Source organism: Adlercreutzia sp. ZJ154, from assembly GCF_011039055.1.
GTDB lineage: Bacteria > Actinomycetota > Coriobacteriia > Coriobacteriales > Eggerthellaceae > Adlercreutzia_A.
In genome coordinates this window covers 71,748-97,856 of sequence record NZ_JAAKEF010000005.1, presented here as the reverse complement: position 1 = coordinate 97,856, position 26,109 = coordinate 71,748, and the positions used below count along the sequence as shown (strand labels likewise).

Here is a 26,109-nt window from a genome sequence, read left to right as displayed (position 1 = left end):
AAAAATGGTCAAAACTTCCGACTTTCCACGGTCAGAGTGCCCAATAGGTAGCTTGAAATGTGGAGAACACTGGGCAAACAGTGTTCAATGATGCCTCGGCGGGTGCTATTAGGTGTGTTTGAGTGTGGAAAGCCGGAAGTTTTGACCAAGTTTCTAACTTTTTTGGATCAAACGCCCATCGTAATGCAGATTTACGCATTACTTATTAACCCGAAACAAAAGGATTTCTTTTATTAGAAGCTCATCGATACTGTCGAAAGATGAAAACGCATTGCAATATGCGACTTCAACGAATTAGGAGCGAGTAATAACTGCTTGCCTAGTTTTTTAGAACCTCATGCTCTAAGCGTTTAACATTTATTAACGATATACGGCTGCGGCGCATTTTGAGTATCTTGAATTCATAGCCATCCACAACCACCATTTCGCCAGTCTTAGGAACGGAATCGAGCGTTAGCATTAACCAACCGGCAATAGTTTCGTAATCGTCAGATATCTGCACAGGCCAGCCAAGTTCTATCGCATCCTCTACGGGAAAGCGCCCATCAGCACGCCAAACACCGGGCTCTATAAAAGTTAGCAATTCGCCGCCTATGTCAGATTCGTCGGCTATTTCGCCCACAATTTCTTCAACTATATCTTCTATTGTTATTAAGCCTTCGGTTCCGCCGTATTCGTCAACCACTATTGCCATCTGCTGATGCTTAGCCTGCATTTCGCCCAACAAAGGAATAACATCTTTTGTTTCGGGCACAAACATAGGCTTATACATAAAGCGCGTAACTGGCTCGTCAATAGAACCATCCATAAGCGGACCGATTAAATCTTTGTAGTGAACTATTCCTATTATGTCATCAATGTTATCGTGACACACAGGAAGGCGCGAATAACCAGTACCACGCATGCGCTCTAGTGCTGCCCGACCAGTTTCGTTGTCTTCGACCAACATTACATCTACACGCGGAGTGCATATTTCATTCACAACGGTATCGCCCAAGTCGATTATGTCTTGAATCATGCGCTTTTCGTCGTCGGCAAGTTCTGGGGCCTCATCTAATAGCTCTAGAATTTCATCTTCTGACACTTCGGCACGTTTGTTTGTAAAACGCTCGAAAAAGCTAGGTTTCTGTTTTGACGAACTATCTTTATGGGAATCTTTTTCCATAATTCAATCAATCCTTACAGAAACTGTGCCAAAGGTGTTGTTTGCAGGTATCCCATTATCGCGCCGGCATTCGATTCGCCATACAAGCCACCTATGAAATAAGCGACAAATACACCAATAGCCACAGCAAGCAACAGGCTTAGCACAATACCAACAATGCCGCATACACGACCGGTACTTGCACGTGGTGCAGTACCGCCTTTCTTAGTGTAAGACTTCGCAAGAAGCACGGCAATTATTGCTAACACCAACCCAAGCGGCGGAATGAAAGCTAGCAAAATTGACAGAATGCCCAAGATAAGCGACATGGTAGCTTTGCCGCCTTTGACTGGCTCTGTATACATTACCGCATCGGGGTAGGAATTATAGGCACCCGCACCATTGCTGTAAGCAAGCGGATCGTAAAGCTGTTGCGCAGGATCGTAAGGTTGCTGCATAGAGTCGTAGAGCTGCTGTGTTTGATCGTACATTGGCTGCATAGGCTCGTAGAGCTGCTGCACTGGTTCGAATACTTGAGTTGGGTCGTACATAGTAGCGGGATCAAACTCAGGCACGTTATTGTAAGTTTGAGTATAAGGATCGGCTGGTTGCATATCGCTGTAAACCACCTCTTGCGCTGGAACTTCTATAACATGCTCAGGGCTAGGTATAACCTGAGTTGCAGAAGTTGAAACGTCTGTTGAAAATGCTGCAGAGTCGGCATAAGCAGCGGAAGCCATAGCTTCAGATTGATCGGCTACGGGCACTTGCACAGACTGCTGAGGCTGTTGGTAAACAGGCTCTACCGACACAGCAGCAGAAGGTGCCACTGATGCTGATGCTGATGTTGGTGCCGGCGCCGGCGCCGGTGTTGACGCTGACGTTGGCGCCGATTGGTCAACCGCTTCAAATGAAGGCAAACTGGCAAGTATCTCTTGCGGAGTGGGAAGAGGATCGGGTGCTTCGCCGAATTTAGGAAGCCCCGACAACACCGACGCATCAACCACTGGCTGCTGCCCAACGCCAGACGCAGCAACCGCAGAACCGCCCGCAACAGAAGCAACGCGCGACTTCAGGCTTTTTATTGGCGAACTCCAACGCTTGCCACCGCGATCTTCATCGACAACCTTCGCAACGCCGGGTTCTTTCGGACTGTATCCTACAGATTCACGTAAATCGTAATTGCGCCTTACAGCAGCATCGTTATAGTAACCACTAGGATAACTGCCAGACATATCCATCATAGGCGCACGCATATTGTCAGCATATTGCGGTGGAAGCTGCGGTGGCAGCATAGGCATTGCACCAGTGTTCGGCATACCCATGTTCTGACCCGGAAACTGACCCCACCTTGAAACCGCCACAGATTGCGCCGCCGACTGCGACAACGCATTAGCTGCCTCGCGAAGAACAGCCGCACTTTCGCGTGCCGCTTCTACAGCTTCTTTAAGCGCGCGCTCGGAGTCCTCGTTCGAAACAGCAGGATTACCGCCCGCATCTAGTGTTGCCTTTGCTGCCATGCCATCTTCAGCAGCCTGAGTAACTCGTTGAACCTGTACTTGTTGAGAATCAGGCTCAATATCATATTTTTTCTTATTCTTCTTTGCCATTAGCATCCCTAAACGGATAAATCTTCACGCAGTTCAGCTAATTGTAAACGAACAAAACTAACACTACGAAAAAAGCGGAAATCTATACGAAGTTAATATGTAATTGCATGCTATGAATAGGATGCTTTGGCATATTCTAGCAACGTTTTCGACGGCTCGAAGAGAAAATAGCTACGCCCACAGCCGCACAAGCAATACCTAGCAAAAGCGTTAATGCTGGTGCATTTAAGTCGCCTGTCTTTGCTAGCGACGCTAGCTGCTTTACCGCGCGATCTGTACCCATAGCCGGTCCTAATACGCGCTTGAATGTAACCTTAATATCGTGCCGCTCAGAAACATTAGCAAGCGTATATACAAAATCGCGCACATTGGCAGTAACGTCTATTCCATTATCTGTAAGCTCGGCAATTATATAACCTACATTTGGAGTAAATTTTATAGATTGAGAATCGCCCGCCCTAACATTAAAAGTAGCTTGGCTAACTAGTCTGCTTGAACTTAACTGAATGCTACCGTGACCACTATCTCCGCCTACCACTTCCACATTGACGTCAAATGTACTCTGATGCTGAGGTAGCTCAAATTTCGCAGCAACTTTCACATATTTTTCCGTTGGAAAATCGTCGCGCGTTAAATCATATGCAAGACCAGTCCCATAAACCACCTCATCGGCATATGCCGTATCAACAGATACCAGTTCGCGTACAGTATTTATAAGCGAAGCGCTCTCAGAAGCTACATAACCTACATGTGCTGTATTACTAACTTGTTTAGACATATCGTCTGCCGCCATAGGACGTAATTCTTTAGGCTGCCAATTCGCTATAGCATCGTTTGCCTCTTCTGCTTCAAACGGAGTGCGCTCAATATTGTTTACAGTAAAAGATTTCAGCGCGTATCCATTTCTTGGAGCTACATATAAACGCAAACTTTGTGGTACATCTTCATTGTCTACAGGCCACCATACCTCGCCATTTGGCACTACCAAACCGTTTTCGGCTTCAGCTTCGTAGTCCACCAACACACCAACAGCACGAAATACTTCAGCCGCCACGCTATGCGAGCCGCTAACCTCAAGAAGCGACAACTTGCTAGCACCGGCATCGTAAATAAACTTTTCGCCAGTTTCTTTTACCGCATATACGCCCGTAATTGAATCGTAATCGAAATAGGAAGAATCGTATTGCGGGTAAACATAATGCCCATCCAGCAACACTGCTTCGATTACATTCTGAATGGGGTTATTCCCTGTATCTACAGGCGTTATCTGAAACACCGGCGACGCACCCAGCGCTACCTCATGCGTGCTAGGAGCAATAACTGCACCCGTCGGCTGCTCTACATTCATTTTGTAGCGCACATCTGTAGTTATTGGTGTCTCATCTTCGCCAAGTTCACGGAAAGTCAGCACAAGATTACTATCGCCGTCCATCGGAAGCTGAACATAATCGGCTCCATGGGTAACGCTAGCAGTCTCGCCATTCAAAATTAGTGTATCTATGGCGTACGTGCCCACTTTTTTGTCGATAATACGGAAGGTGAAATTTTGCGCAACATTGCGCGGAAAACCTTTGGAAGCATTTGGCGTCATGTAGAAACGTACATTCTGTACAGAGCCATCAGCTTTCGTGAATGTGGACGTATAAGTTTGATACTTCGCGTCATCTACCGTTAAATCAGACCCAGCAGAATTCAGTACATTCACCGCAACACCATCAACAACATCGGTATGAGCAAATTCCACAACCAACCGCGTATCTTGATTGCCGCCAAGTATGCTAACCGTACCACCACGCGCCATATTAGTAACATCGTCCATACTTACATCTGGCAAACTACTTAGCTGTTCAATAGTTGTTGCCGTGGATACACCATTACCAGTAAATAGCAGCGCTTTCTTAACATAAGCGCCACGATTAGGAGTAACGTTTATTCGCTCAACATAGCCTGACACCATTGGAATATTTGTTAGTTGTGCACCACTAGCATCAAACACGCCCACAATACCGTCTCCTGTGGACTGTATATAAATATTATTGGTTAATCCCGAAGAGATTGTTTCCGCTGAGACACCAGTTTGATTGGTGTAATCTTCTTCGCTTTGCAGCTTTAGCGACATAGTAGTTTTCGCATTCACGGTTTTAATAGTTACCAGATACGCCTCGTAATCTTCTATTGCCTGAGCTGTAGCCTGCCTAGCCATATTTCTTACCAACCGCATCTGAGACGCAGCGCTATAAACGTACTCGGTATCTAAAACTTCGCCATCGACGATAGGTCGAAAACTTACATCTACAGCAAGTCCGTCACTTTCAGCAGTTATGCCCTTAAAAACGTACCCTTTTGTGCGATTAATCCTAACTATAAAGCTAGCAGAGTCACCCATTTTTACAGACTTTGACATAGGGTCAACCGATAAAATGTCTTCCCAGTTTTCTAAAGTTGTTTCTAGGAAAGTGTTGTCAGTTTGGATAAACACCTGAACAGCCGACTCTACCTCAGCGCGCGCATTACCACTAGCACCACTTTCGCCAGCAGCCGCAGCAACAAAATTCACCTGAAGCGTGCAATCACCCGCAGGCTTCAGTTGATAGCTAGTCTGACCGCTAGCCACCAGCTTACTACTACCGGAAGAATCTATTAAGAAAACATCGCCCACTTCCATGCCGGCATCCGGAGTGAACGTAAACGTGCGCCAACTGCCTTCATTAATTCTAACTTGATGAGTGCCCGCAACATCGCTTTCGGGCTTCACCACACCACCAGCGCTTGCCTGCACGCTAACCGTATAGCTACCTATCTGGTCAGCCCAATCGGAAGAGCCATCTTCCGCATCCTTCGGTTCGAAGTAAGCAACCACATCAATGTTGCCCCTTATTTCGGAAACAGTGTAACTGGGCGTTTGCCACTCGAAACGTTTATTTGATATTTCGTTGCCATGACTGTCGTACTTTACGACACGAATAGCAACTAGTTTATTGCCTTCATCAGGCATGAAATCTATAGTAGCCGACCCGTTATATTTCACAGTTGCACTTGCAGGAAACGCTTTACCGCCGCCTTCAGTACGGGCAGTTATAGTTTTATCTGATGTGTCTTCACCAACAGGAACATCTGGACTTGTAGGGTCTTCCACTACAACCTGAGAAAGCACCACATTAACAGTATTGCCACGCTGAGCATCTTCGAAAATAATGCGATAGATATACACGGGAATGCCGTTGTCATTATGTTGCATGCTCGTAGGAGAAAGCGTGTTGCCGCCCATAGAAACAGATAACACATCATGGCTTTCATCCGGCGTAACCACAAATTCGATAGGACTGCCATCTTGCCTTACGACAGGATTTCCGTCTTTGTCGAATTCGGGCTGCCCTAATACATCTATACCCGCCCCATCTGGCACGTCGAAAAATACCGAAATAGGTGCCAGCTCAAACGTAAAGCTAACACGCAAATCGCTTAAAACTGGTGCTACACGAAGCGTATATTGCGTTCCTGCTGCCGTCGTCTGCGCAGACCGCACAGCATCGGTCATATCCGTTAACTGGTTGTCCGCATTATCTACAATAGCAACACTAGCAAGCTGAAAACCGGGAAGTGCCGTAGCCACAAATGTAACGCCTTGCGCATCTAACACAGTACCCGTAGAACTAGTGGTGCCCTCAATAACAACGCTACCGCTATTGGCAGGGCTAGCAGCATCAACCACCGCTGCAACATTGTGTCGAACTTCGCCGCCACCAAGGTACTCTTCGAATTCTACATATATATCTATGCTGGATTGCAGCTTAGGAGTAGTGAAAGAATCGCCGCTAACAGCATAGGAAACGTATTCCGAATCGGCACTGGCATGCGGTTTTATCTTTACGGTTTTTGCACGATACGCAGTTCCTGCTGTAGCAGGCTCGAAGAACAACTGGATTGCCTCGTTTACTTTCAGCTGAAATTTGTCGCTGGTATTACTGTAAGAAGTAGCAAACTGCGCTGAAGTATTTTCGCTAACCTTATTGGCAGCCTTTTTCTCACCCACAAACACAGCGCCATTAGCACCTGCAGAAACATCTGCGCTTAACGTTTCTTCGTTACCGTCTTCGTCTGTAGACGGATTAACGTTTGATGTCTGCGCAAACGTTACTGTAAGCGTTGCGTCGTCGGTCCAAGAATCGGGAATTGTATAAGTATTGCCACTCCACTCGCCCACCTCAGGATTCGCAGCAGCATCGCTACCAGCTTTTGGAACAACAATGGGTACGCCAGATTTACGCTGTAGCACAACATTATCCACTTCCCAGTCCTCGTACGACTGGAAGACGAACGTACGTGCCACGCCGTCGCCTTCAGTAAAGGTTTGCGCCTGCGCTGGAATTACCTGACCACCCGCAGAATCGCTCACCTTGGGTGTTATGGTGAACTGCTTTACCTCTTGCGGCACATCTTTCGAAATGCCAAATGTGCCAAGCTTGGCGCCAGTACCACTTATCAGAAAAGTTATCGTGTCGCCATTTTCGCCATGATTAATTTTCAGACTACCAACCTGCGGTTGTTTGGAATTAGACAAGGGTGCACTGTTTATTTGAGTTAACGTGTCGCCGTATTTCCACCATACAGAATAATTGCCGTCATTTATCATCTCTTCCGGAACGTGCATAGTGACCAAAACATCATTGATGTAAAGCGCTTCGTCGCTTGGGATGTTTTCATCACCATCTATCATCAATTGCCAAACACCAAGTGTTGTCTCATCCTGCGCGGCAGCAGCTGAATAAATGGCTGAAAAATCGGAATCAGCAGAATTGGTTAGCTGCGCATATTCAAGCCATGTCCTTTTGTGAATGCTGCCACTGGGCAGTTGCGCAACCATACTAGCATCGTTGTATTCATAACCGCTAACTTGCCAAATAGAAGGGTTTTCGTCACCATCTTCGATAGTGCCCCCATGATACTGATCTACAAAATTCACCTTGAAAGTGTAAGACTGCGCATTGGCGCTGCCAGTACTGTCGGTTACAGTAACGCGATAGTAGTAAACGCCATCATTGGGAAAATCATCCATAGCGATAGCCCAACCAAACTTCGCATCGCCCTGCTGACCTGCAGGAACATTTTGCGGCTGCACTTCACTTTCCGAAAGCAACGCATAACCGGGCGTACCCGCCTGCCAAGACGAATCGTTAATACTGAAGTTTTCGTCGGCGCTATATATACGCTCCCATTTTGCCGTGTAAGGACTTTTGCCATTTTGAGTATTCACCCACAGGCTATTAACAGCACCACTTTTTACCTCTGACTTTTGTACAGGACTCGCAGTATGCTCCGCTATGGCAAAAGTGCTAGGGTCAACTGTTTGGTCGGTAAGTATATATACGTCAGTTGTGCCCGTACCACCCTCGGTAGTAACGTTTGGTGCATCCGGATCTACAACTGTAGGCACATTTGGCTCAACGGCACCCGAACGCTCAGATTGCCCGTTTGTATTAGCCGCAAATGCCGCAGTAGGACACATCCCAAATGCTAAAACTGTTGCCAATATGCATGCCAAAATTTTGTGTTTCAATGATTTCATGGCAAGTCCCTTATTTCCCAGTTCCCTTACTTTTACCCAAGCACATTTATTGTTATCTGAGCAGCAGCCGACCCTACTTCTTCCTCAGTTTCGGGGTCTAGCGCATAGAAAGTGGCTACACAGGGGTATTGCCCTTTCGCCAAATCCACATCCAACTTATCGCTTTGAATATGAAAGTTTTGCTCGATAATGCCCGTCTCATACACTTGCTCGCCCGTATCTTCTCGCGTAATTACTACCCGCATTAGGTACGGATTGTTGGGCACATTTTCTATTTTGAATTCGCCTTCGCTTGTACCGTCTTGAAATTCCACCACACTAGCAATGCTTATATTGAACATACCTTCTTCTACTACGCGGTCTATTTCAGCCTGCACTTCTTCGGGCGTTTTGCCTTCTAGTTGACCAGCAGTGCCGCTACGGGCCCCGCGACCATCGCCGCTAAACAGCATGAAGTAAGCAAGAATGGCAGCTGCAATTAGCGCCAAAATTGCAACGACAATGCCTATCCAAAACCCTGCGCCACGTTTGCGCTTGGACGCTTGCGACGGCTGACTTGTAACAGGCGGACGATACGTATTGCTTGAATATCCGGGCTGCGCCGCCGCGTATTGTGCGTATTGCGCTTGCGCTTGAGTTTGCGCCGCATTTGGCGCATACGGCGCAGTTAACGCGTTGGGCGCATTCGGCGGCACAGCCCTTTCATTCATTCCGTACGTACGAACGCGATTGGCATTTGCCTGTTGCTGATAAGTATCGTCCCGGAAGATCGGGTTATGCTGATCGCGATTCGTCATACGGATGCCTGTCTTTCTTACGCGTTAGATGCGCTAATGGTATAGGTCAGATTGAATGCGTTGTTACCATTTGCACCAGCCGTGCTGTTGAAGCCCTCAGGAGCCTTCACGACTGAACTTTGACCTGAGAAGTCAATCTCTATATCACAGGGAGTACTGGCATCCTTGGCTTTGTAAATAACCCATCCATTACCAGCAGAAAGATCTTTAACATTCTTGTCATTTGTAGTGTCAGCAGAAAGAGTCCAATTTCCAAGAGCGCTAGATGATGCCAACTTATCGCCGGAAGCGTTATATGGTTGCTTCGCAGCCATGTCTACCTTTAGGTTCGCATGCGTTGCGTCTGCAGCTGCAACACCAGCACCTACAAGAGCGCCATCCTCAACTAGTAGCCAATCTTTACCAGCTGCATTACCCGTGCTATAGTCGCATTGCACCTTGGTTACGAAAATATCAGCAGTCGTCGTATAGTTCTTAATCGTATACGTTCCAGCGGAAGGCGCTATAAGAGCACCGCCAGCCGATTCGGTAGCCAAGTACAACTTAATAGGCACCTGCACACTAAGTTGCGAAATATTTGTGCCGATATGAACTTTAGTAGAACTGTTAGAACCATCAGCAATTTCCCCTTTAGTTCCATCCTCAACAAGTGATCCCAATGCTGTAGTTTCATCATTGTTGCCAGCATCTGTCCATTGTGTGGTAGCAGCAAATGCTGGCACCGCTGTCCCGATAGCAAGCGCAGCGCTAAGCCCTATAGCACCCAATAACTTACTAGTCTTTTTCATGGCTTTTCCTCCTTTAGTTATCAGCCATTTCGTCCTGCTTATGTACGAGCGGATTTCCCTATTTATCCGCTTGATACCTCTTGTCTTATCCGTTAAGGCAGTGGTGAAATGCTCAGTCGCTCTACAGTCCTCGCTTTGTGAACACACCGCCACCGTCTTAACTACTTTGACTTTCTTGATTAACCCGCCACGTTCAGCGTTATCTTTGCGGCAGCCTGACCCACTTGGTCATATGTTGTGGGGTCAAGCGCCGTGAATGTGGCAGTTGCTGGATATGTTCCCGCCTCTAAATCTTTCACCAAAACAATGCTTTCTATAAACTGATTGGGCTGCAGCACGCCGCTCTCGTACAACACGTCCCCAGAGTTGTCGTCGGTTATAGTTACCTGCATGTTGTAACGATTGCCCGGCACGTTCTCTATGTACGCTGTGCCCGATGAAGTACCATCAGTAAATTCAATTACGCTAGCAATGGAAATATTGAACATGCCCTCTTCGACCACGCGGTCAAGTTCAGCCTGCATTTCTTCTTCACTTTTATAGGGTGCTTGCCCGGTTTGTGCGTTGGGATCGAACAGACTATTCCCGTTGCAAGCAAACAGCCACACGCACAACCACACAACAAGCGCAATAATTACGCAGGCTATAACTATGAAAATGGTGCGCTTGTTGCCGCCTCCTTGCGCAGTCGGTCGCGCCTTGTTTTCCGCACTAGAACGCTTGTTGTTTTTGTCGTTTTCAGCAGCGCTCTCTGACTTTTGTGCTGTACGCATGCTATAGCCAGTCGGTCGCGTGTTTTTATCTTGTTGGCTGTTTTGATAGTTCGTCATTTTTTCTCTTTCAAATCGATTGCTGTCAATGATTTACGTTGTGAAATACAAAGCGGATTTACCCCACGCTTGCGGGCAATTTATATACATAGGTATTACCGGGATTAATAGCCCCAGTACCTGCGTATTGCACAGTCCAAGTAATATCTGCCACCTGTAAGTCGCTTACCAAGGCATCAGTCTTGTAGTTGAATTCATCCGCCGGGAATACAAGTGTTAAGTCGCCACTCATTTGTTTCTCGCCATTTTGAGAAGCGGCCGTCAGGGTTCCTACCTGAGTATTGGTGCTGCCATCAAAATTGAATTGCTGATTAAATGCGTTAGTAGTTCCCACATATGAACCCGCATACTGGAATTTCAGCGCATCTTCAACCGTAACTGTAGAGCCATCCTTGGGCCACAATAGCTGCTCTATAACGCATTTGTTACTGCTGTCGCGCACGGGTATAGACTTTGCCAGAACATTCACATCGAACGGAGAACGAGATTCCACTACCAGCTTCTTATTTTGCCCATTAGCCGAAGTAGCCGTAATTTGATGAAGTGTTACATCTAGCGTCATATCAACACGACTATTTGTGCCATTAGTTAGCGGAAGCGCAATGTTATACACGGGCTGCCATACCGCATATAGCTTTATGTACCGTGCGGTTTTTAGTTGCTTTCCATCTTCATCAAACGCATCGTTGCCAGTAACTACGCCGCCCGATTCAGCCGGACCAGCTACGTTGTCTACCAGCGCTTTTACTGTAGGCTTATCAGCAGCATCTCCGTTCGGGTTGTAAGTGGTTGCCGCAAGATTGCTATTTTGTGGCAGCGTGCGCCAGCCAACTAAAGCAAATCCGTAAGGCTTCTTGTCGTTGGCAAGATTGTCGTTTGAAAGCAGCGTAACTTTGCTGTCTTCTCCATCGCCATAGCTAAGCGCATCGCTAGTAGCTAGCAGCGTACTTTCGTCGCATGTGTCATCGTTGTATAGCTTTACTGTATAGGTGTTTGCGTCCCACTTGACACAATATGATGCGCTTAATCTATTTGCAGATACTTCTGTGCTATCAGTTTCAACTACAGCAGCATTCACTACATTGTTGGCAGGGGCATTTTCCCAACCATTAAATGTATAACCGGTTCGATGCGCAACAGGCGGCAGCGTAACGCTTTCATTCGGACCTGTAAAAGTCGCCGTATATGTGCTTGTACCGCTTGTTTGCGTCCAAGCATTATCTTCGACACTACTACCTGTCGCATCTATAGTTATCTCGTAAATACGGGGTTGCCAATCGGCTACGAGCGTATAGTCAGCAAACGGCTGAAGAGTTATGTTGTTTAAACTTTGCGCATAATTGCTGCCGTTAACTTTCCAGCCTGCCAAGTAGTAACCACATATATTTTTAATATCCATCGGTGGAGCACTAAGCGTACCCTGCCCATTTTCCAGTTCTATATTTTGCACCTTGATATTGTTAGTACCATCAACCCATTGCGCGTTCGGAATGCCCAAATCCCAGCTAACATGAACCGCATCAGAAGACTGCACCTGCGTGCCACCCGTTACCCAAATACCTAAGTTTGTATTCAGCTCCCCTGTAGTAGATGTGTTAGGTGTTCCGTCATCCTTAAGTAAACTATTAGTAACCCACAGACCTAGTTGCATGTTGCTTTCAAATGCGCCCGTAGCTTCGTTGTATTTGCCACCTGTATTGCCATCTGCCATGCCGCCTTCTTTGGTAGAGTCGGTAACATACATGCTCATACTGGTAGATGTTTCTATGGCTTCATACTTGCTGACTACTGGACTGACTGTACTGGAATCTACAACGTACAAATTCATACTGATTGATGTTTCTACACTTGTACTTCCAGTGAATGTGTTTTCAGTAGAATCGATAATATGCATACCCATATCGCCGGAATAATCTATGCCGGTAGCGAATGCACGCCCTGTATTAGCTATTGTCAATACAAATGCGCACAAGACTGCCAAAAAGAGCATTGTCTTTAAAGCTGAATTAGTCTTTGTTTTTTGCAGCATCGCTTTTTCTAACATGCTATCCGCCTTTTATCCGTTACACAGTCCCTTACAGGAGCTTTCTTCAATTCATGCAGCCGCTTTTACAACAAAAACGGCTGCCAAATTTGACAGCCGAATAGAAGACAAATATTTATTTGTATAAGCCCGCGCTAAAACTAAAGATCTTCAAGACCCTCTAACCACTTTGAAGCCTTACGGCTTCTGCCATCAGCTATATCTCGCAGAATTATCTCGCCGTTTTCAATGTTATACAAAACAATATACTTTCTAGATTTATATTTAAAAGAGAAAACCCGTCCGCCTGAAACACCTCGACCAAAATCAGGATATTCTTGGACAAAACGCGCCGCTTTATCTCTTGCTGCGGTAAACCCTTTACGTATTTCAATAGGTGGACACGTTTTTCTGTACCAAAAAGCTATATTTTCTAATATCTCAAAGCTAGACTCGTGAAAATCAGAGCTGAATGTTATATGCAGCATAAAGCATCACCTGCACGATCCCATTCTTTTGCAGCAGCTTCGAGCCTGATATCTATTAGCGCGTCACTTTCTTGTGGAGTAAGACGCGTAAAACCAATCTCGCGATCGTGTTCGGCAGACTTCCGGCACGCCTCAACAATATTGCGGTAGCGCTCTTCTTCTGTGCGTGACATTCCTGTTTCACCTCCTTCCAATATAGTAATATGTATTCTAATAGTACCAGTTGCAGCCATACTATTCCTTTCCGCCCACATGTTACCCACATGCCTTTCCTGCTTAGGAGGATCTTGTAAGCGTTGCATCAGGCAAAAGGGAAAGCGCTTCGCCTCTTCGGAATAGGATGGATTAGCCACCTCTATCGCGTACATTGGCTCCATTCAATGTGTTGATATTAGCATCAAATCGAGATGAAATCAAGAACAAATGTTTGTATTTTGCCTTCTATTCGATTGTCAAGGTTCCCCTAGTTCCGGCAACATAAAGTCGCCGGAACTGGATATTTACTGTTTATAAAATGCTTTGTAAATCGGTTTCAGAATGTGCTCTGCTATGCCCTCAGTAAGACTGATAGGTTTAGAAATGCTCCACGTGGAACATTCCTAAATTACTCTTAACGATTAGACACAAAAGCCAGTAAGCGGATTTCTTTGATATCCAGCTGAACCCGTCGAATAAGTTCCGTCATACCCTAAGACTTTGAATACTTTATAGTCAGCTTCTCCGGTACTACGCAATCTAAAACCATACTTATAGCCGCTGCTTTCCTGATCTACGTTCGCAGGCGTAGGCTCATATGGCACTAACAACATATTTGATACCATGTGTTTCGTATTGCCTTTACCATAAGTTGCACTGTTAAACCACTGGTATTGAAAAAAGCCATCCCTGCCCTGCCTATGCCCAGCACCACTAACCATTTCGCCAAAAACTTCATAAGCACTTAGAAGAAATAGCTTATCTTCGGTCTCGCAATACCCATTATCGTCCTTCACCGGATTCATCTGTCCTGAATCGCTTTCCGACAAAGTCCAAGTTGTCGTACTTCTTTTTATAACTGGAGCTATATAATTCCTAAATGCTGCATAGTTTTCCGATTCAGGAATCATGTATTCGCTTCTAAAATCGCATTTTTCCCATCCGCCAAAAGCAAAAAAGTCCGTAACTACTTCGCCTTTAGTGTTCGTGTAAGTTATTTCATCATTCATGTTCCGGAATGAATGTGTGTGATTATAATCACCAGTTATCAAAAAACTAAGACCTGCATAATTGCTTGCTGATCCATAATAGTTTTGCGAACTAAGATGGTCTTGACATATACCAATCACTCTTATTGGGTATTCTATCGTTATCCAGCGGACTTTTGCAGTATATTCTGTATTAATCGGATAACCACTTTCCCCCAACTGAACGTCTTCGACAAATCTCTTATACATTGGGTAATAAACCGAATCGTTTGTTCCATCTTCTTTTTGATGGAGTGATAAATCCTTTGCTTGAGCTTTTATTTGGCTTGCAGAATAAATTTGCCCCGAACTTATAAGTCCATTGCTTTTATCTTGTATAACAATTGTGTCCTCAAGAAGGGTAGCACTTGTAGTGAACGCATCCTTTTCGCCCGTAAACACGTTTGTGTCAAAAGTAAATTTCACGGTGCCTATACCTTGTCGCGCTGCAGCACCATTAGCGGCTTTAGGGTTCACCTTTGCACTAGCAGAATCTAGATTCAATCGGAAAGTGCAGTATAGAGTTTCATTTTTATTGAATTCAAAGCGCTCGTTTATCGTCTCGTTATAGCGCTGCAATTTATCAGCATCGTGAGTAGCGTACCCAAATTTCAAATTTGGCGTTGTGTTAGTGTCTATCGTGTTTTCATTCTTTATCCATAAGCTAAATAATTCCTTAGAGGAATCCATAGTATTGTTGCCATCCGCGCTGATTATCCAGCTGTTATCAACACCAGTCCAATCGCTTGGCTTTGTGCATTCCACTTGGTCCAACGCAAGACGCGATTCGCTATGATTTTCGAAAAAGCTTGTTGAAGTTAACGCAGCCTGACTATTGGCAGAATTGGGCTGCGCCACATCGTAAGGGTTGCTTTGACTGCCGAAATCTACATAAAACGGTGTTGACACGTTAATCTGTGCGCCAGCAGCTTTCGCTTCTGCACCTGCAGCATACGCCGTTTCGGGTGCCGCCGTTTGCGCAGCGACGGGAACCATCGTGCACACTAAAGCCGCAGCAAATGCTAAGGATGTAATCCTTTTTGGCAAGCTTAGTTTCCTCATTTCCTTTTCCTTTACTGATCGTGGCATGCAACTGCCAAAGCCTCTGTTCTAAGGTCTGCTTATTCGTGTGAAGTTCAGCCGAGTTAGCCGAAACGTATTAAGGAGTTGTAAGATCTATCTGGCGCGCCTGCACTCTGCCATCAACTTGCGTTTCTGGCAGACATAGCTGCAACCAAATGTTAAAGCGCATATTGCCTTCACGAAGCGCAGTTATAGTGCCCGCTTCCGCATTTATGCTGAATGCACTGGCTGGATACCTACAAGTTGCATAGGCATCACCGGGCGCGTATATATATCCCGTACCGCCGAACAGGCTTGCACTTTGTCCCACTTCCATATCAAAATAAGAAGTGCCCAGCTTTATGCCGAATGGCAAAATCGCATTACCCGATGTGGGCAATCCGGGCTGCCAAGCGTAAACACCCCTTTCGTTATATGGAACATATATGCTAGCTTTTGTGGTAGAACCAAGCGCGGCTGGAGATATATCTGCTGTGCCATGAAGGTCTACTATGGTTGTTTCATTTAGACCAGACAGCGCCGCTTCACCTATTGTTTGCAGCTGCGCAGGCACAACAAAAGTGGTAAGCGCTGTGTTTTCGAACGCGCCAGCACCTATTATTTGTACAGTATCTGGCAAGTGTACAGTTTTTAAATTTACGCAATTAGCGAAAGCAGAATTGCCTATTTCGATTACGCTTGCTGGAATGTTTGCCACAACAATGGAATCAATTCCAGCAAAACCTTCCGGCGTAATGGTGGATACGCTGTATTCAGCTCCGTTTACAGCACCCATTTCAGGAATTGTCAATTCTGCTTCTGGCTTACCTTCTCCAGTCCAACCAACCGCAAGCGTAAAATCGTCTAGCAGGGTGTAGGTGAAACCATTTTCACTAACCGTATTGCCGGGTTTGGCAGGTTCAATGAAATTGGTAAAACCTGCCGCCTTCCAAGCAGCGGTATAAGGAGTAGCCACTTTTGCATTCTGCGTTGTTATAGGATTGAAAGAGGGAATAAATGCTTCGCTTTCGACAGCATTTGCATGTGTAGCACTTAGCCCTGCAACACCCGTTACGCCCAATTCAGCATTATCTAGCCTCATAGCGATGCTTTCAACATTTCCGTTCGCAACAATTGTTTGTAAAGCTGTATTGCCCCAGAACGCGCCCGATGCAATCTGCATACACTCAGGCGCTATTACCACACTGGTACCAAGCGCTGGGGGCGCAGCTACCAAAGTTGTTAAGTCTTGCGTATATAACAAACCGTTCCGAGTGATGAAGTGCGCAGGGACCGCGCTTCCCGTTTCTATGGCCGAAAGCTTGGTGCATCGGGAAAATACGCAAGCAGGGACAGAGGCCGTATGTTCAGGAAGCACGGCAGCGCCCTCCATACCCTCTGGAACGAGAAGGAGGCAAGTTTGCGCTGCGTCTAGCAGCATGCCGTTATTGCTTTTGTAGTTTTGATTGCCCTCGGCAACAGTTATTGCCTGAGCGTTGGGGAATAATTGGAAGAAAGCTAGGTCGATTTCTTCGACTGTAGCCGGAATTGTAATTGAGGTTACCTCAGGTGCTTTTTCCGCATCGGTAAAATATTCGGTTGTGTAAGGATTGGGTTCTGCGGAGTTTTCGCCATTTGCGGCTGGCGTGTTTGCTGCAGTCGCATTCGCGGCGGCTGCATTTGCGGCGGGCATGTTTGCTGCTGCCGCATTCGCAGCGGCTGCATTTGCTGCAGTCGCATTCGCGGCGGGCGCATTTTCACCCGTACCTTCATTGGTAGTTGCCGCGTTAGCGGTCGAAAAATTTTTGGAATTTTGAGACTCTACCTTGTCAGAAGTAGCATTTAAATACCCCCCCCCCAAGCAAATTTTCGTAACAGTTACCTGAGTACCCGCAACATCAATTTGCTCTGGGATAACAAGATTTCCTTGTAAGGCATTACCATTCCAACCGATACAACTTGCTTTCGTAGCATCTTGAGAATTTACCTGAAAGGTAAGACCATTGCTTGATACGATAACCGGCTGCAATTCCTGAGAATCCAGATTAACGCTAGCCGACACTATTTCTGGCACATCAACTATTGCATCTTCCTTCAAACCCGGCAGGCTAGATGCTTTCTCTTCTGGAAGCGCTGCTTCGGGCTGCTTGGCGTTTTGCATTGCGTCAGCAGTATCTTTTTGTCCATCTTGTGCCGTCTCGGAAGTGGAAATAGATTGAGTATCCTGAGAGGCATCCTGCGCAGCAGAATATTCGTCACTCGCTACAGCAAACGCAGCTGCTGGCGTTAACGTTGAAATCAGCGCAAGTGCGCTCAATAGCGATATAGACTTCCGTGTAAAAACACGCGAACTATTCTTCATGATATCGTCCCTTTTTCCTCAATTCCGCCCACACTGATCATCGGAAGCGTCGCACTTATGTCCCGGGTGCTTCGCTCGATTTCACCGTGTGTCCCGTAGCGAGAACTTCGGTTTTCTTTCCGTTGCTACACCTATAAAGGCGATTGCATTTAATCACCCTTTGCAAAGAATTGGCAAGTCATATCGCGAAATTTGTTTCCACAAACCACAAGCCCTCCACAAAACGGAAGTCGGAGGATGCCTTGCTGGCATACTGGCATGCTAGAACAAGCCAAAGCCTCCATAGGCACACATGCGGCTGAAGTACGAGCAACATGTAGGTCCTAAGCATATGCAACAGCAAAGCCAATTTGGGTCTATTCCAAAACTAGTGAAACCACGACCTTCGCCCTGCTGAGTGTATGTTTGGGCGCGGCGTGTGAACTGGCTTTCGGCGCGCGCGTAGTCGTTATTGTTTGGATCCATCTGCCTAGCACGACGTATATTGTCGTGCGCTGCAACAGTGTTTCCTGCCCCATTATTCGCAAGTGCGAATAAATAATACCATCTCGCATTACGCCCGCCAGACGGAATTTGTTGCAATATATTTATAGCGTTGCGGTAGTTTTGCGAATTGATGGCATATATCGCCTGCCTTACTTCGGGTGAATCGCCCGCTGCTTCCTCTGGATGTATGGGCGCACTTTGCGTAGCGTAGGCACCACCAAAAAGATCGTCGAAATTGATAGTGGTCCACCCATAAGGGTCTTGACCACTCGAACCGCCTTGTTCTCCGCCATAGCCAAACGGGTCGTAATAACCGCCGCCTGAACTACTAGAACCTCCCGCACCGCCAGCGCCACCAGCGCCACCAGCGCCGCCAGCACCCGCGCCACCCGGTCCATAGGTTGTACCACCATAGCCTCTAGGACCACTAGGACCTGCGTAACCACGCCTGCGCGCATCGCTTGCAGCATACTTTTCCGGGTTGGTTATGCGGTCGTATGCCTCGTTAATCTTATTCATGCGCTCTTCTGCTTGCGCATCCCCGGGGTTCAAATCGGGATGATTCTCACGCGCCTTCTTTCGGTACGCCTTCTTTACTTCGTCCATCGACGCGTCGCGCGATACACCCAATATGTCGTAAGGATTATCCATCTACTCTGACGGCACGCCTTCCATTGTTTTCGCTTCAGACATTTCCTTATAAGTATGATTGAATTTTTGCCAAACTCCAGCATAAAGTACGCTGCGCATTAAGTGTACGTCTTGCACAAGCGGTAAACGCTCAAATGCACTAGTCGCATCCCCCGCCAAAACGGTTAATATTTCGCGCATTTGCCCGGGATTAGCGTCTAGGCGCACAAACGGATTGTAGCTGCCTGTCTTTTTGTCGTCCGCGTAATCAACAGCGGCATCCATCAGATAAATAAACCGCCCCAAAAGCGCGCCAAATTCACCCGCCGCGCGCGCCCACATGGTGCCTTCCCAAGCAGAATCAGGCGAAAGCGAACGACCCCACACGCACCCAGCGGCAAACAATTGACCCATAAGCTGACCAAACACACGCGCACAAGCATCAGGCGGGGCATCAGCATCAGCTTCTAGCTGGTTAATCTTGCGCATAGCGCCCTCTATGGCGCTACACTCTTCCGGAATGCGCTTTACAGCTTTAGCGTAGTGCCCCCGCATCATATGCTCAATAGTGCGCGCCCGCGCAGTTCCGTCGTCAGACACGTCATCCAAACATTTATGGTACGCCAGCGCCACACTAAGATCGGCAGCGTAATCGCTATAAATTGATTCGCAATACGGCATGCGTTTTTTCGGGTGTGAAATACAATGCGCCGCTCCACAGTTTTGGGCGGGCTCAGTCAGTGAATCCAAAAACATTACCAAAAACGCAAGATCGTAACTTAGCGCCGCACGGCTAACTTGACCGTAGCGCCGCTTTAGCGTTCTGCATAACCCACAGTAAAACGCCTGATAGCGCTCTTTCTCTTCATCTGAAACTTGATCTAGCCGCGCAACCGCTATCCCAAACATACGCTAAAACCACTTCGATGGCATCTAATCGGCAGCCGCATTTTACGCAGAACCATCCGCGGCACCTTCAATATTGGCTTCATTATTTACCTGAGTATCTTCTCCACTTGCTTGTACAACATCGTTAGTTGCGCAAGCAAGCAGTTCATCTATCGTAACAAAACGATACCCCTGCGCTGCCAGCTGCGGAAGCGCGTCGCGCAAAGCCGCAACCGTCTGACTTCTGTCGCCCCCACCATCGTGCATAAGCACAATATAGCCGGGCTGCACACTAAGAATACGCTGCGCAATAGACGCTGCTCCCGGCTTTTGCCAATCGCGCGTATCTATATTCCAGCCAACTTCAGCAGTTATGTAAGGTTGCAAAACAGACGCGGTTTCTTCGTTGAAGTTACCACCGGGCACGCGAATAATTGAACTAGCCTGCGAACCAGTAACACGCGCTATTTCGTCAAAACCCTTTGTTATTTCGGAAACTCGATCTTCAGGCTTCATGCGCCCTAAATCAACTCCGTGCCCGTCTCCGGCAGCATGATCCCAAGAATGCGTACATATCTGATGACCTGCCGCAGCCGCAGCCCGCACCACATCTTCCTGCGACGCAATTCTGTCGCCCACGGTGAAGAACGTGGCTTTCGCACCATTAGCCGCCAGAATGTCTAGCACTTCGGAAGACCACGCATTCCACGGACCATCGTCGAACGTTAACGCCACCACTTTTTGTCCACCGGTATCTATGTTGAAATTCCGAACAACCTCTTGAACTGGCTCTTTCGTAGTTTCCTCAACTCTAATCCCAGACATGTTGCCTGTTCTTATAACTTGCTCGCCGGGTGAGCCCACACCGGCATAGCGATGCATAGCGCCGGTGCCCTCAAAACGCACGCTAGGCGCTATTTCTTGCACTTCTTCAACAAATGGCTCGGTAGTGTTGCTTCCATTTTCAACCAATATAACGTCGCCTTCGCAAACCAAACGACCAGTATCTTGCAAGTCTTCACCGTTCACGGTTATATGCATAGGCTCACCGCCGCCTTGCTTAATAACGCTTCCATCAACCGCTACCAAATCGCCGGGAACTATGTTTAGGTTTTGGCTTTCTATAAGATCTTGCACAGTGGTATGAACTGTAGATTTAACATCCGTGCCATTCACCGCAGCAGTGCAAGGCCAAGGAAACAGCACCACAAACAAAAGCGCCGCAACAACGACAACAGGTATGCACACTATTGCCCAAATTGGAGTACGACTAGTTGATGCTGATGGTCGTGATGCGTTATGTGCTGCGTGCTGCGTCAAGCGATTTCCTTCGTAGTAAATTATGTTTCTAGTTGGCTGAATCTTAGCAAAATACAGGTTAAATATGCCGCTAAAAACAATGTTTTTAAAGAATGACTATTTAAATCCACGACTCCAACTTATTCCCGCAATACGAATGAACTTGCATGGAAAAATAGCACAATCGCAACAATGTTTATTCGAAATTCAGAATCGGAAGTGTTTTGGCGCACAGTTTCATATTCACTTCGTATGACTTTCTTGTATTTTCCAAACGCAAACCCCACCTGTAATGTCAGACTATAGGCAAACCAAAAGAAAGGCATATAAATGACAGCTATCGGAATAGACCTTGGCACAACAAATAGCTGCGTAGCCGCAGTAGAGGGCGACTCGCCAGAAGTTATCACCAATGCGGAAGGCGGGCGCACAACGCCATCGGTGCTGGCCTTTACAAAAGACGGCGAGCGGCTAGTGGGCGCAGTTGCACAGCGCCAAGCAGCCATGAACCCAGACCGCACAATAGGCAGCGTAAAGCGCCACATGGGTACAAATTGGCGCAAAAACATAGATGGCAAAGATTTCTCGCCGCAAGAATTGTCGGCAATGATATTGCGCAAGCTGCGCACCGACGCAGAAAACTACCTTGCCACTAGCATAACTGATGCGGTTATAACTGTTCCCGCCTACTTCAACGACATGCAACGCAACGCCACAAAAGATGCCGGCACAATAGCTGGGCTTAACGTATTGCGCATAATTAACGAACCCACAGCCGCTGCGCTGGCGTATGGACTAGACCACGGAACTGCACAAAAAGTAATGGTGTACGACTTAGGCGGCGGCACTTTCGACGTGTCTGTTATAGAAATTGGTGACGGCGTTATAGAAGTGCTAGCCACATCGGGCAATAACCATCTTGGCGGCGACGATTTTGACGAAGTGCTAACGAAGCATCTGCTAGACAACTTCCGCGCCCAAACCGGCGTTGACCTAACACGCGACCAAATGGCGCACCAGCGCGTACTTGAAGCCGCCGAGCAAGCCAAGCGCGAACTTAGCAGCATGGAGTCAACCACTGTTAACCTGCCGTTTTTGGCGCAAAACGCCAGCGGTCCGCTTCATATGGAACAAACCATAACGCGCGCCGAATTTGACAGGCTAACCAACCACTTGGTTGAAGCAACCACTGAACCCGTTATGCAAGCACTAAACGATGCAGGCATAGCCGCAAGTGAACTAGGCGAGGTGCTACTTGTTGGCGGCAGCACGCGCATACCGGCAGTTCAGACGCATGTGCAGAAATTGACAGGGAAACGCCCTGCTAGCAGCATTAATCCAGATGAGTGCGTAGCGCAAGGTGCCGCAATTCAAGCAAACACGCTGTCAAGCGCGATGGCTGCAAAAGGCGGTGCCATGGTACCGCGTGGTGGAGAATTGCTGTTGCTTGATGTTGTGCCCATGAGTTTTGCTATAGAAACTGTAGGCGGCATAGCCACACGAGTAATAGAGCGCAACACCACATTACCCATCCACTACGAGCAAGTATTTACAACAGCCGCACCCTTCCAAACCAAAGTGGAAATCAACATTATGCAGGGCGAGCGCCCCATGGCAGCCGACAATAAATCTATAGGTAAATTCACGCTGAAAGGCATAAAGCGCGCCCCTGCCGGCGTGCCTCAAATTAACGTTAGTTTCGACATAGATGCAAACGGCATACTTACCGTTACGGCGAAAGATTTGGGCACAGGCAACGAGCAGTCAATAACCATAACCGATAGCGAGCGCATGACCGATGCTGAAATAGCAGCCGCAATGGCAGATGCCGAAAAATACGCTGCCGAAGACCAAGCGCGGCGCGACGCTTTCCAAGAGCGCGAAAAGGCGCAGAAACTAGTTAATGAAGCTGAAGAGCGTATAAAAGCCGAAGGCAAACAGATGGAAAAGGATACAAAACGTCAGCTGAAAAGTGCTGTAGCTAGCGTACAAAAATACTTGATGAAAAAACCTGAAAAGATGAAACCGGAAGATAAGGGCGCTTTCAGTGCCGCTATCGCCGAGTTGGAGCGTTTGCTTTAGCCTGCGCTGCGCAATTACCTGACACAAATTACGCTACAACGCACAAGCGACGCACAACCAACATAACAACACCAAAAAGAAAAGCCCCGATTGCGGGGCTTTTCTTTGCCTATAAGATCTAACTCCTATTGACCAGGAGCCTTCGGGGCAGCTGGAGCGCCGGGTGCAGCCGGGGCGCCGGGGGCAGCTGGAGCACCGGGTGCGCCGGGCATAGGCTTGGTGCCATTAATATATTCAGAGAAGTCTGCCTTGCAGAAAGGGCACTTCTCAATCTTCATGCCACCAAGCATTTGAATGGGCTTACCGCATTCGGGGCACTTCATTGGGCCGGCGGATGCATCTGCTGGTCTGAAACACATATTGCTCTCCTGTTCCTCAAATTAACAGCTCTACAACAATAGAGCATCGTTAATAAACTACATGCCAAGAATAACCAATTTTCGGTGAAATGACAATTAGTGAACTATTTCACTTCTGCACTATTTTCAAATGGATACGTTACGTAGCGCCAAATTGCGCACATCGGCACAAGGAATACTACTGTAGATACAGCATGTGCAATATCGAACGGCAACCCAGCGGCATAAACTCCCACTACCGCCTGCCATTGCATAGCACCACCAAACATGGCAACTATCCATGTGTTCATTATGAACCCGAACAAAAGCGATACAAAAAACCCATACGCATATACAAGTAGTGTGCGAACACCTCCAGCGCCAGCACGAACTTTAGGCGCGTCCTTACAGCCGAACAGCCCGCGTGCACCCAACACACCTGCCAACCAACCAGAAAGCCCCCAAGCCGCCATCTGCCAAATAGTCCAAGCACCCTGCCCAAGAAACATATTAGATGCAAAAGCAGCCATAGCGCCTACAGCAAACCCGTAGCGTCTACCCAACAAAATTCCAGCCATTATGCACACGGCAGTAACAGGCTGCACGCTAGCTATGCTTGCAAAAGCCACACGCCCCGCTACAGCCACAGCGCAAAATGCCAGCGCAAACACCACATTCCGCGCAATACTGCTAGAGCTCGCCGCGCCGCGCACATCAGCTGACACACTTGCAGGCGCACCCGCATCAATCCCCGTGTTCACCTTTTGCAAAAACGGAAAAGTAGAAATTATTGTGCTGATTTTTTTCTCAGAATTAGACATGCAATTCGCCTTTCGAAATGAATGCTAAACATTACGCAGATTAGTGTCGATGCAATCGGCGATCAAGTACCTCTTTGCGATGTTCGCGCTCTGCGCGCAATTCGCTAGGACGCTTCCTGCGCTTAGGCTGAAGATCTGTAGGCTCATCTTCCTGCTCGGGATTATCCGCATCATCTCTCGCCAAAAACATTGTGCGCTCGGTATGTTCGGCATGCGAACCATGCCGAGAAGCATCTGCGGCAGACGAGTAAGCACGCACTTGTCCTTCCCGCGATAAATCGCGGCGAATGCGGAAGTATTCCCAAGTAAGCAACACCAGCAAAATAGACTCAACAATAAGGTAGCTAAGAACTGCGCCGCTTAGACCCGCAAACGAAACCAGCAAAAGCGGCACGAACAGCGAAAATCCGAACGTTACCAAATAAAGAGTAGTTACATCGCGCTGCCTGCGCATAATAGTTATTACTTGATACAAAAAATCAATAGCTGCCGTAACGCCGCCGCACGCAAGCATTACGTACAACAATCCGCGATACGGCTCAAAATCTACACCATATAAGAAGCTCATTACCGGCAGACCAACCCATGCCATAACAGCCCATACCGCCGCCGTTATTCCCACTATAACGCCCATTAGCCCCACTATAAGCAAGTCGAATTTTCGACGTTTAGCCGCATCTTGCCACACCCCAGTCATGCGCAGCAAAAGCGGCTTATACACAAGCTGAGCGCCTATCAATATCATCTGTGCCGGGAAATATAGCGCGTTGTAATACAGCTGGTTATCGTATGCCAGCGACCCTTCCATAACAAATTTCGGGGTATTTTCTATAACGTTAAACAGGAAAATTGCCACAAAAAGAGGTGCCGTAGCCTTAAACAGCTGCATAAAACTGGGCAGGCTAAAACCTTTCGACTTTGGCGTTTCCATAAGCGTTAGTGGCCATGTTATAACCACAAAAGTAACTACAGCTGCAATAGCCATTGCATAGCACGACACCACCGAATTATGCGTTATTAGCATTACGATACAAAACGCAAGTACAGCTATAACAGAGCGAATAGTTTGAGAAAGTCCGCCTAAATAAAGTTTGTCTACCTGCTGTAGCCTGCCTTCATAAACGTCTGCCAAAGCATCAACAAACTTGAATAAAATTACGCCCATGGAAATATTGAACATTTCGGAATCGTAGCCGCGAATGCTGCAATACAACCAACCAACAACCAACATAGCGATGCAAGTTATCCAACGGCTAACTTGATAATCGGCAAAAGAGTGTTCTTCGCTTAGATCGGATACCTGATAGGCACGGGTACCAAAATTTCCAATAAACATAAGCAATAGCGCCACTATAAACGCCATCGAAATCATGCCAGCTTGCTCAACTCCGACAACCTGAGTAGACACCATAGTCATTACCGGAAATACTAATGCCCATGCAGCCGAACCAGCTGTGTTCCAAATAAAATCGCGAGTAGTGCGGTGTGGAGCATACGCCGCTTCAGCAGCTGAAAGCCCATCGCCTTTCATTGCGCCCACTACACGATCGAACCATTGATTTGCAAGCTTCGCTATAAAATTTTGCTTATGTTGGCGCGGTTGCTTGTTACTATGGGCTGGCATTCGGCGGTTCGCGACTCCTTTTATCGTGCGTTTAATGCGTATTTATAG

The 26,109-nt window shown here is 47.3% G+C and carries 18 protein-coding genes; 1 reads left to right on the top strand and 17 read right to left on the bottom strand.

Annotation, left to right across the window (positions count from 1 at the left end; translation table 11 throughout):
- Positions 1-319: 319 nt before the first annotated feature.
- The 14 genes from G7Y37_RS03685 to G7Y37_RS03620 form a co-directional block, all read right to left on the bottom strand.
- Positions 320-1,165, bottom strand: a complete 846-nt coding sequence (locus G7Y37_RS03685; RefSeq protein ID WP_165061987.1) for a hemolysin family protein — start codon at positions 1,163-1,165, stop codon at positions 320-322.
- A 14-nt stretch (positions 1,166-1,179) separates the two neighbouring features.
- Positions 1,180-2,754, bottom strand: coding sequence for a hypothetical protein (locus G7Y37_RS03680; protein ID WP_165061985.1), 1,575 nt, complete (start codon positions 2,752-2,754; stop codon positions 1,180-1,182).
- Between the two features lie 136 nt (positions 2,755-2,890).
- Positions 2,891-8,320: a hypothetical protein gene (locus tag G7Y37_RS03675; protein ID WP_165061983.1), complete on the bottom strand. Its 5,430-nt coding sequence runs from the start codon at positions 8,318-8,320 to the stop codon at positions 2,891-2,893.
- 32 nt (positions 8,321-8,352) lie between these two features.
- A complete protein-coding gene (locus G7Y37_RS03670) occupies positions 8,353-9,117 on the bottom strand; it encodes a hypothetical protein (protein ID WP_165061981.1) in 765 nt (254 codons plus the stop codon).
- Between the two features lie 17 nt (positions 9,118-9,134).
- A complete protein-coding gene (locus G7Y37_RS03665) occupies positions 9,135-9,905 on the bottom strand; it encodes a hypothetical protein (protein ID WP_165061979.1) in 771 nt (256 codons plus the stop codon).
- Between the two features lie 179 nt (positions 9,906-10,084).
- The gene (locus G7Y37_RS03660) at positions 10,085-10,735 is read right to left on the bottom strand and encodes a flagellar protein FliS (protein WP_165061977.1); all 651 of its coding nucleotides are present in this window, start codon (positions 10,733-10,735) and stop codon (positions 10,085-10,087) included.
- A gap of 58 nt (positions 10,736-10,793) precedes the next feature.
- Positions 10,794-12,779 carry a hypothetical protein gene (locus G7Y37_RS03655; RefSeq protein ID WP_165061975.1) on the bottom strand — a complete coding sequence of 662 codons (1,986 nt, stop codon included), beginning with the start codon at positions 12,777-12,779 and terminating at the stop codon, positions 10,794-10,796.
- Between the two features lie 140 nt (positions 12,780-12,919).
- Positions 12,920-13,246 carry a hypothetical protein gene (locus G7Y37_RS03650; RefSeq protein WP_165061973.1) on the bottom strand — a complete coding sequence of 109 codons (327 nt, stop codon included), beginning with the start codon at positions 13,244-13,246 and terminating at the stop codon, positions 12,920-12,922.
- The gene (locus tag G7Y37_RS03645; RefSeq protein ID WP_206214082.1) at positions 13,234-13,419 is read right to left on the bottom strand and encodes a hypothetical protein; all 186 of its coding nucleotides are present in this window, start codon (positions 13,417-13,419) and stop codon (positions 13,234-13,236) included. The genes G7Y37_RS03650 and G7Y37_RS03645 overlap by 13 nt, the downstream gene beginning before the upstream one ends.
- A gap of 444 nt (positions 13,420-13,863) precedes the next feature.
- The gene (locus G7Y37_RS03640) at positions 13,864-15,531 is read right to left on the bottom strand and encodes a hypothetical protein (protein WP_165061968.1); all 1,668 of its coding nucleotides are present in this window, start codon (positions 15,529-15,531) and stop codon (positions 13,864-13,866) included.
- Positions 15,532-15,628: 97 nt separating this feature from the next.
- Positions 15,629-17,893: a leucine-rich repeat domain-containing protein gene (locus G7Y37_RS03635; protein ID WP_165061966.1), complete on the bottom strand. Its 2,265-nt coding sequence runs from the start codon at positions 17,891-17,893 to the stop codon at positions 15,629-15,631.
- Positions 17,894-18,154: 261 nt separating this feature from the next.
- Complete coding sequence (locus G7Y37_RS03630; protein ID WP_165061963.1) at positions 18,155-19,030, bottom strand: DnaJ domain-containing protein; 876 nt, start codon at positions 19,028-19,030, stop codon at positions 18,155-18,157.
- Positions 19,031-19,918 carry a DUF5685 family protein gene (locus G7Y37_RS03625; protein ID WP_165061960.1) on the bottom strand — a complete coding sequence of 296 codons (888 nt, stop codon included), beginning with the start codon at positions 19,916-19,918 and terminating at the stop codon, positions 19,031-19,033.
- 42 nt (positions 19,919-19,960) lie between these two features.
- Positions 19,961-21,217 (bottom strand): polysaccharide deacetylase family protein, encoded by a 1,257-nt coding sequence (locus tag G7Y37_RS03620; protein WP_241155993.1) that lies wholly within the window; start codon positions 21,215-21,217, stop codon positions 19,961-19,963.
- 309 nt (positions 21,218-21,526) lie between these two features.
- On the opposite strand from G7Y37_RS03620, the gene dnaK reads away from it, so the two are divergent.
- Positions 21,527-23,278, top strand: coding sequence for a molecular chaperone DnaK (dnaK, locus tag G7Y37_RS03615; protein WP_165061957.1), 1,752 nt, complete (start codon positions 21,527-21,529; stop codon positions 23,276-23,278).
- A gap of 125 nt (positions 23,279-23,403) precedes the next feature.
- Here dnaK and G7Y37_RS03610 read toward each other — a convergent pair whose 3' ends face one another.
- The 3 genes from G7Y37_RS03610 to G7Y37_RS03600 form a co-directional block, all read right to left on the bottom strand.
- Positions 23,404-23,637, bottom strand: a complete 234-nt coding sequence (locus tag G7Y37_RS03610) for a hypothetical protein (protein WP_165061739.1) — start codon at positions 23,635-23,637, stop codon at positions 23,404-23,406.
- A 104-nt stretch (positions 23,638-23,741) separates the two neighbouring features.
- Positions 23,742-24,437 carry an ECF transporter S component gene (locus G7Y37_RS03605; protein WP_165061954.1) on the bottom strand — a complete coding sequence of 232 codons (696 nt, stop codon included), beginning with the start codon at positions 24,435-24,437 and terminating at the stop codon, positions 23,742-23,744.
- Between the two features lie 40 nt (positions 24,438-24,477).
- Positions 24,478-26,061 carry a lipopolysaccharide biosynthesis protein gene (locus G7Y37_RS03600; RefSeq protein ID WP_165061951.1) on the bottom strand — a complete coding sequence of 528 codons (1,584 nt, stop codon included), beginning with the start codon at positions 26,059-26,061 and terminating at the stop codon, positions 24,478-24,480.
- Positions 26,062-26,109 lie beyond the last annotated feature (48 nt).

What these genes read in the sequence shown, in the direction of transcription:
- G7Y37_RS03685 (WP_165061987.1), bottom strand. Translation starts at nt 1,165, where the DNA reads ATGGAAAAAGATTCCCATAAAGATAGTTCGTCAAAACAGAAACCTAGC.
- G7Y37_RS03680 (WP_165061985.1), bottom strand. Translation starts at nt 2,754, where the DNA reads ATGGCAAAGAAGAATAAGAAAAAATATGATATTGAGCCTGATTCTCAA.
- G7Y37_RS03675 (WP_165061983.1), bottom strand. Translation starts at nt 8,320, where the DNA reads ATGAAATCATTGAAACACAAAATTTTGGCATGCATATTGGCAACAGTT.
- G7Y37_RS03670 (WP_165061981.1), bottom strand. Translation starts at nt 9,117, where the DNA reads ATGACGAATCGCGATCAGCATAACCCGATCTTCCGGGACGATACTTAT.
- G7Y37_RS03665 (WP_165061979.1), bottom strand. Translation starts at nt 9,905, where the DNA reads ATGAAAAAGACTAGTAAGTTATTGGGTGCTATAGGGCTTAGCGCTGCG.
- G7Y37_RS03660 (WP_165061977.1), bottom strand. Translation starts at nt 10,735, where the DNA reads ATGACGAACTATCAAAACAGCCAACAAGATAAAAACACGCGACCGACT.
- G7Y37_RS03655 (WP_165061975.1), bottom strand. Translation starts at nt 12,779, where the DNA reads ATGTTAGAAAAAGCGATGCTGCAAAAAACAAAGACTAATTCAGCTTTA.
- G7Y37_RS03650 (WP_165061973.1), bottom strand. Translation starts at nt 13,246, where the DNA reads ATGCTGCATATAACATTCAGCTCTGATTTTCACGAGTCTAGCTTTGAG.
- G7Y37_RS03645 (WP_206214082.1), bottom strand. Translation starts at nt 13,419, where the DNA reads ATGTCACGCACAGAAGAAGAGCGCTACCGCAATATTGTTGAGGCGTGC.
- G7Y37_RS03640 (WP_165061968.1), bottom strand. Translation starts at nt 15,531, where the DNA reads ATGAGGAAACTAAGCTTGCCAAAAAGGATTACATCCTTAGCATTTGCT.
- G7Y37_RS03635 (WP_165061966.1), bottom strand. Translation starts at nt 17,893, where the DNA reads ATGAAGAATAGTTCGCGTGTTTTTACACGGAAGTCTATATCGCTATTG.
- G7Y37_RS03630 (WP_165061963.1), bottom strand. Translation starts at nt 19,030, where the DNA reads ATGGATAATCCTTACGACATATTGGGTGTATCGCGCGACGCGTCGATG.
- G7Y37_RS03625 (WP_165061960.1), bottom strand. Translation starts at nt 19,918, where the DNA reads ATGTTTGGGATAGCGGTTGCGCGGCTAGATCAAGTTTCAGATGAAGAG.
- dnaK (WP_165061957.1), top strand. Translation starts at nt 21,527, where the DNA reads ATGACAGCTATCGGAATAGACCTTGGCACAACAAATAGCTGCGTAGCC.
- G7Y37_RS03610 (WP_165061739.1), bottom strand. Translation starts at nt 23,637, where the DNA reads ATGTGTTTCAGACCAGCAGATGCATCCGCCGGCCCAATGAAGTGCCCC.
- G7Y37_RS03605 (WP_165061954.1), bottom strand. Translation starts at nt 24,437, where the DNA reads ATGTCTAATTCTGAGAAAAAAATCAGCACAATAATTTCTACTTTTCCG.
- G7Y37_RS03600 (WP_165061951.1), bottom strand. Translation starts at nt 26,061, where the DNA reads ATGCCAGCCCATAGTAACAAGCAACCGCGCCAACATAAGCAAAATTTT.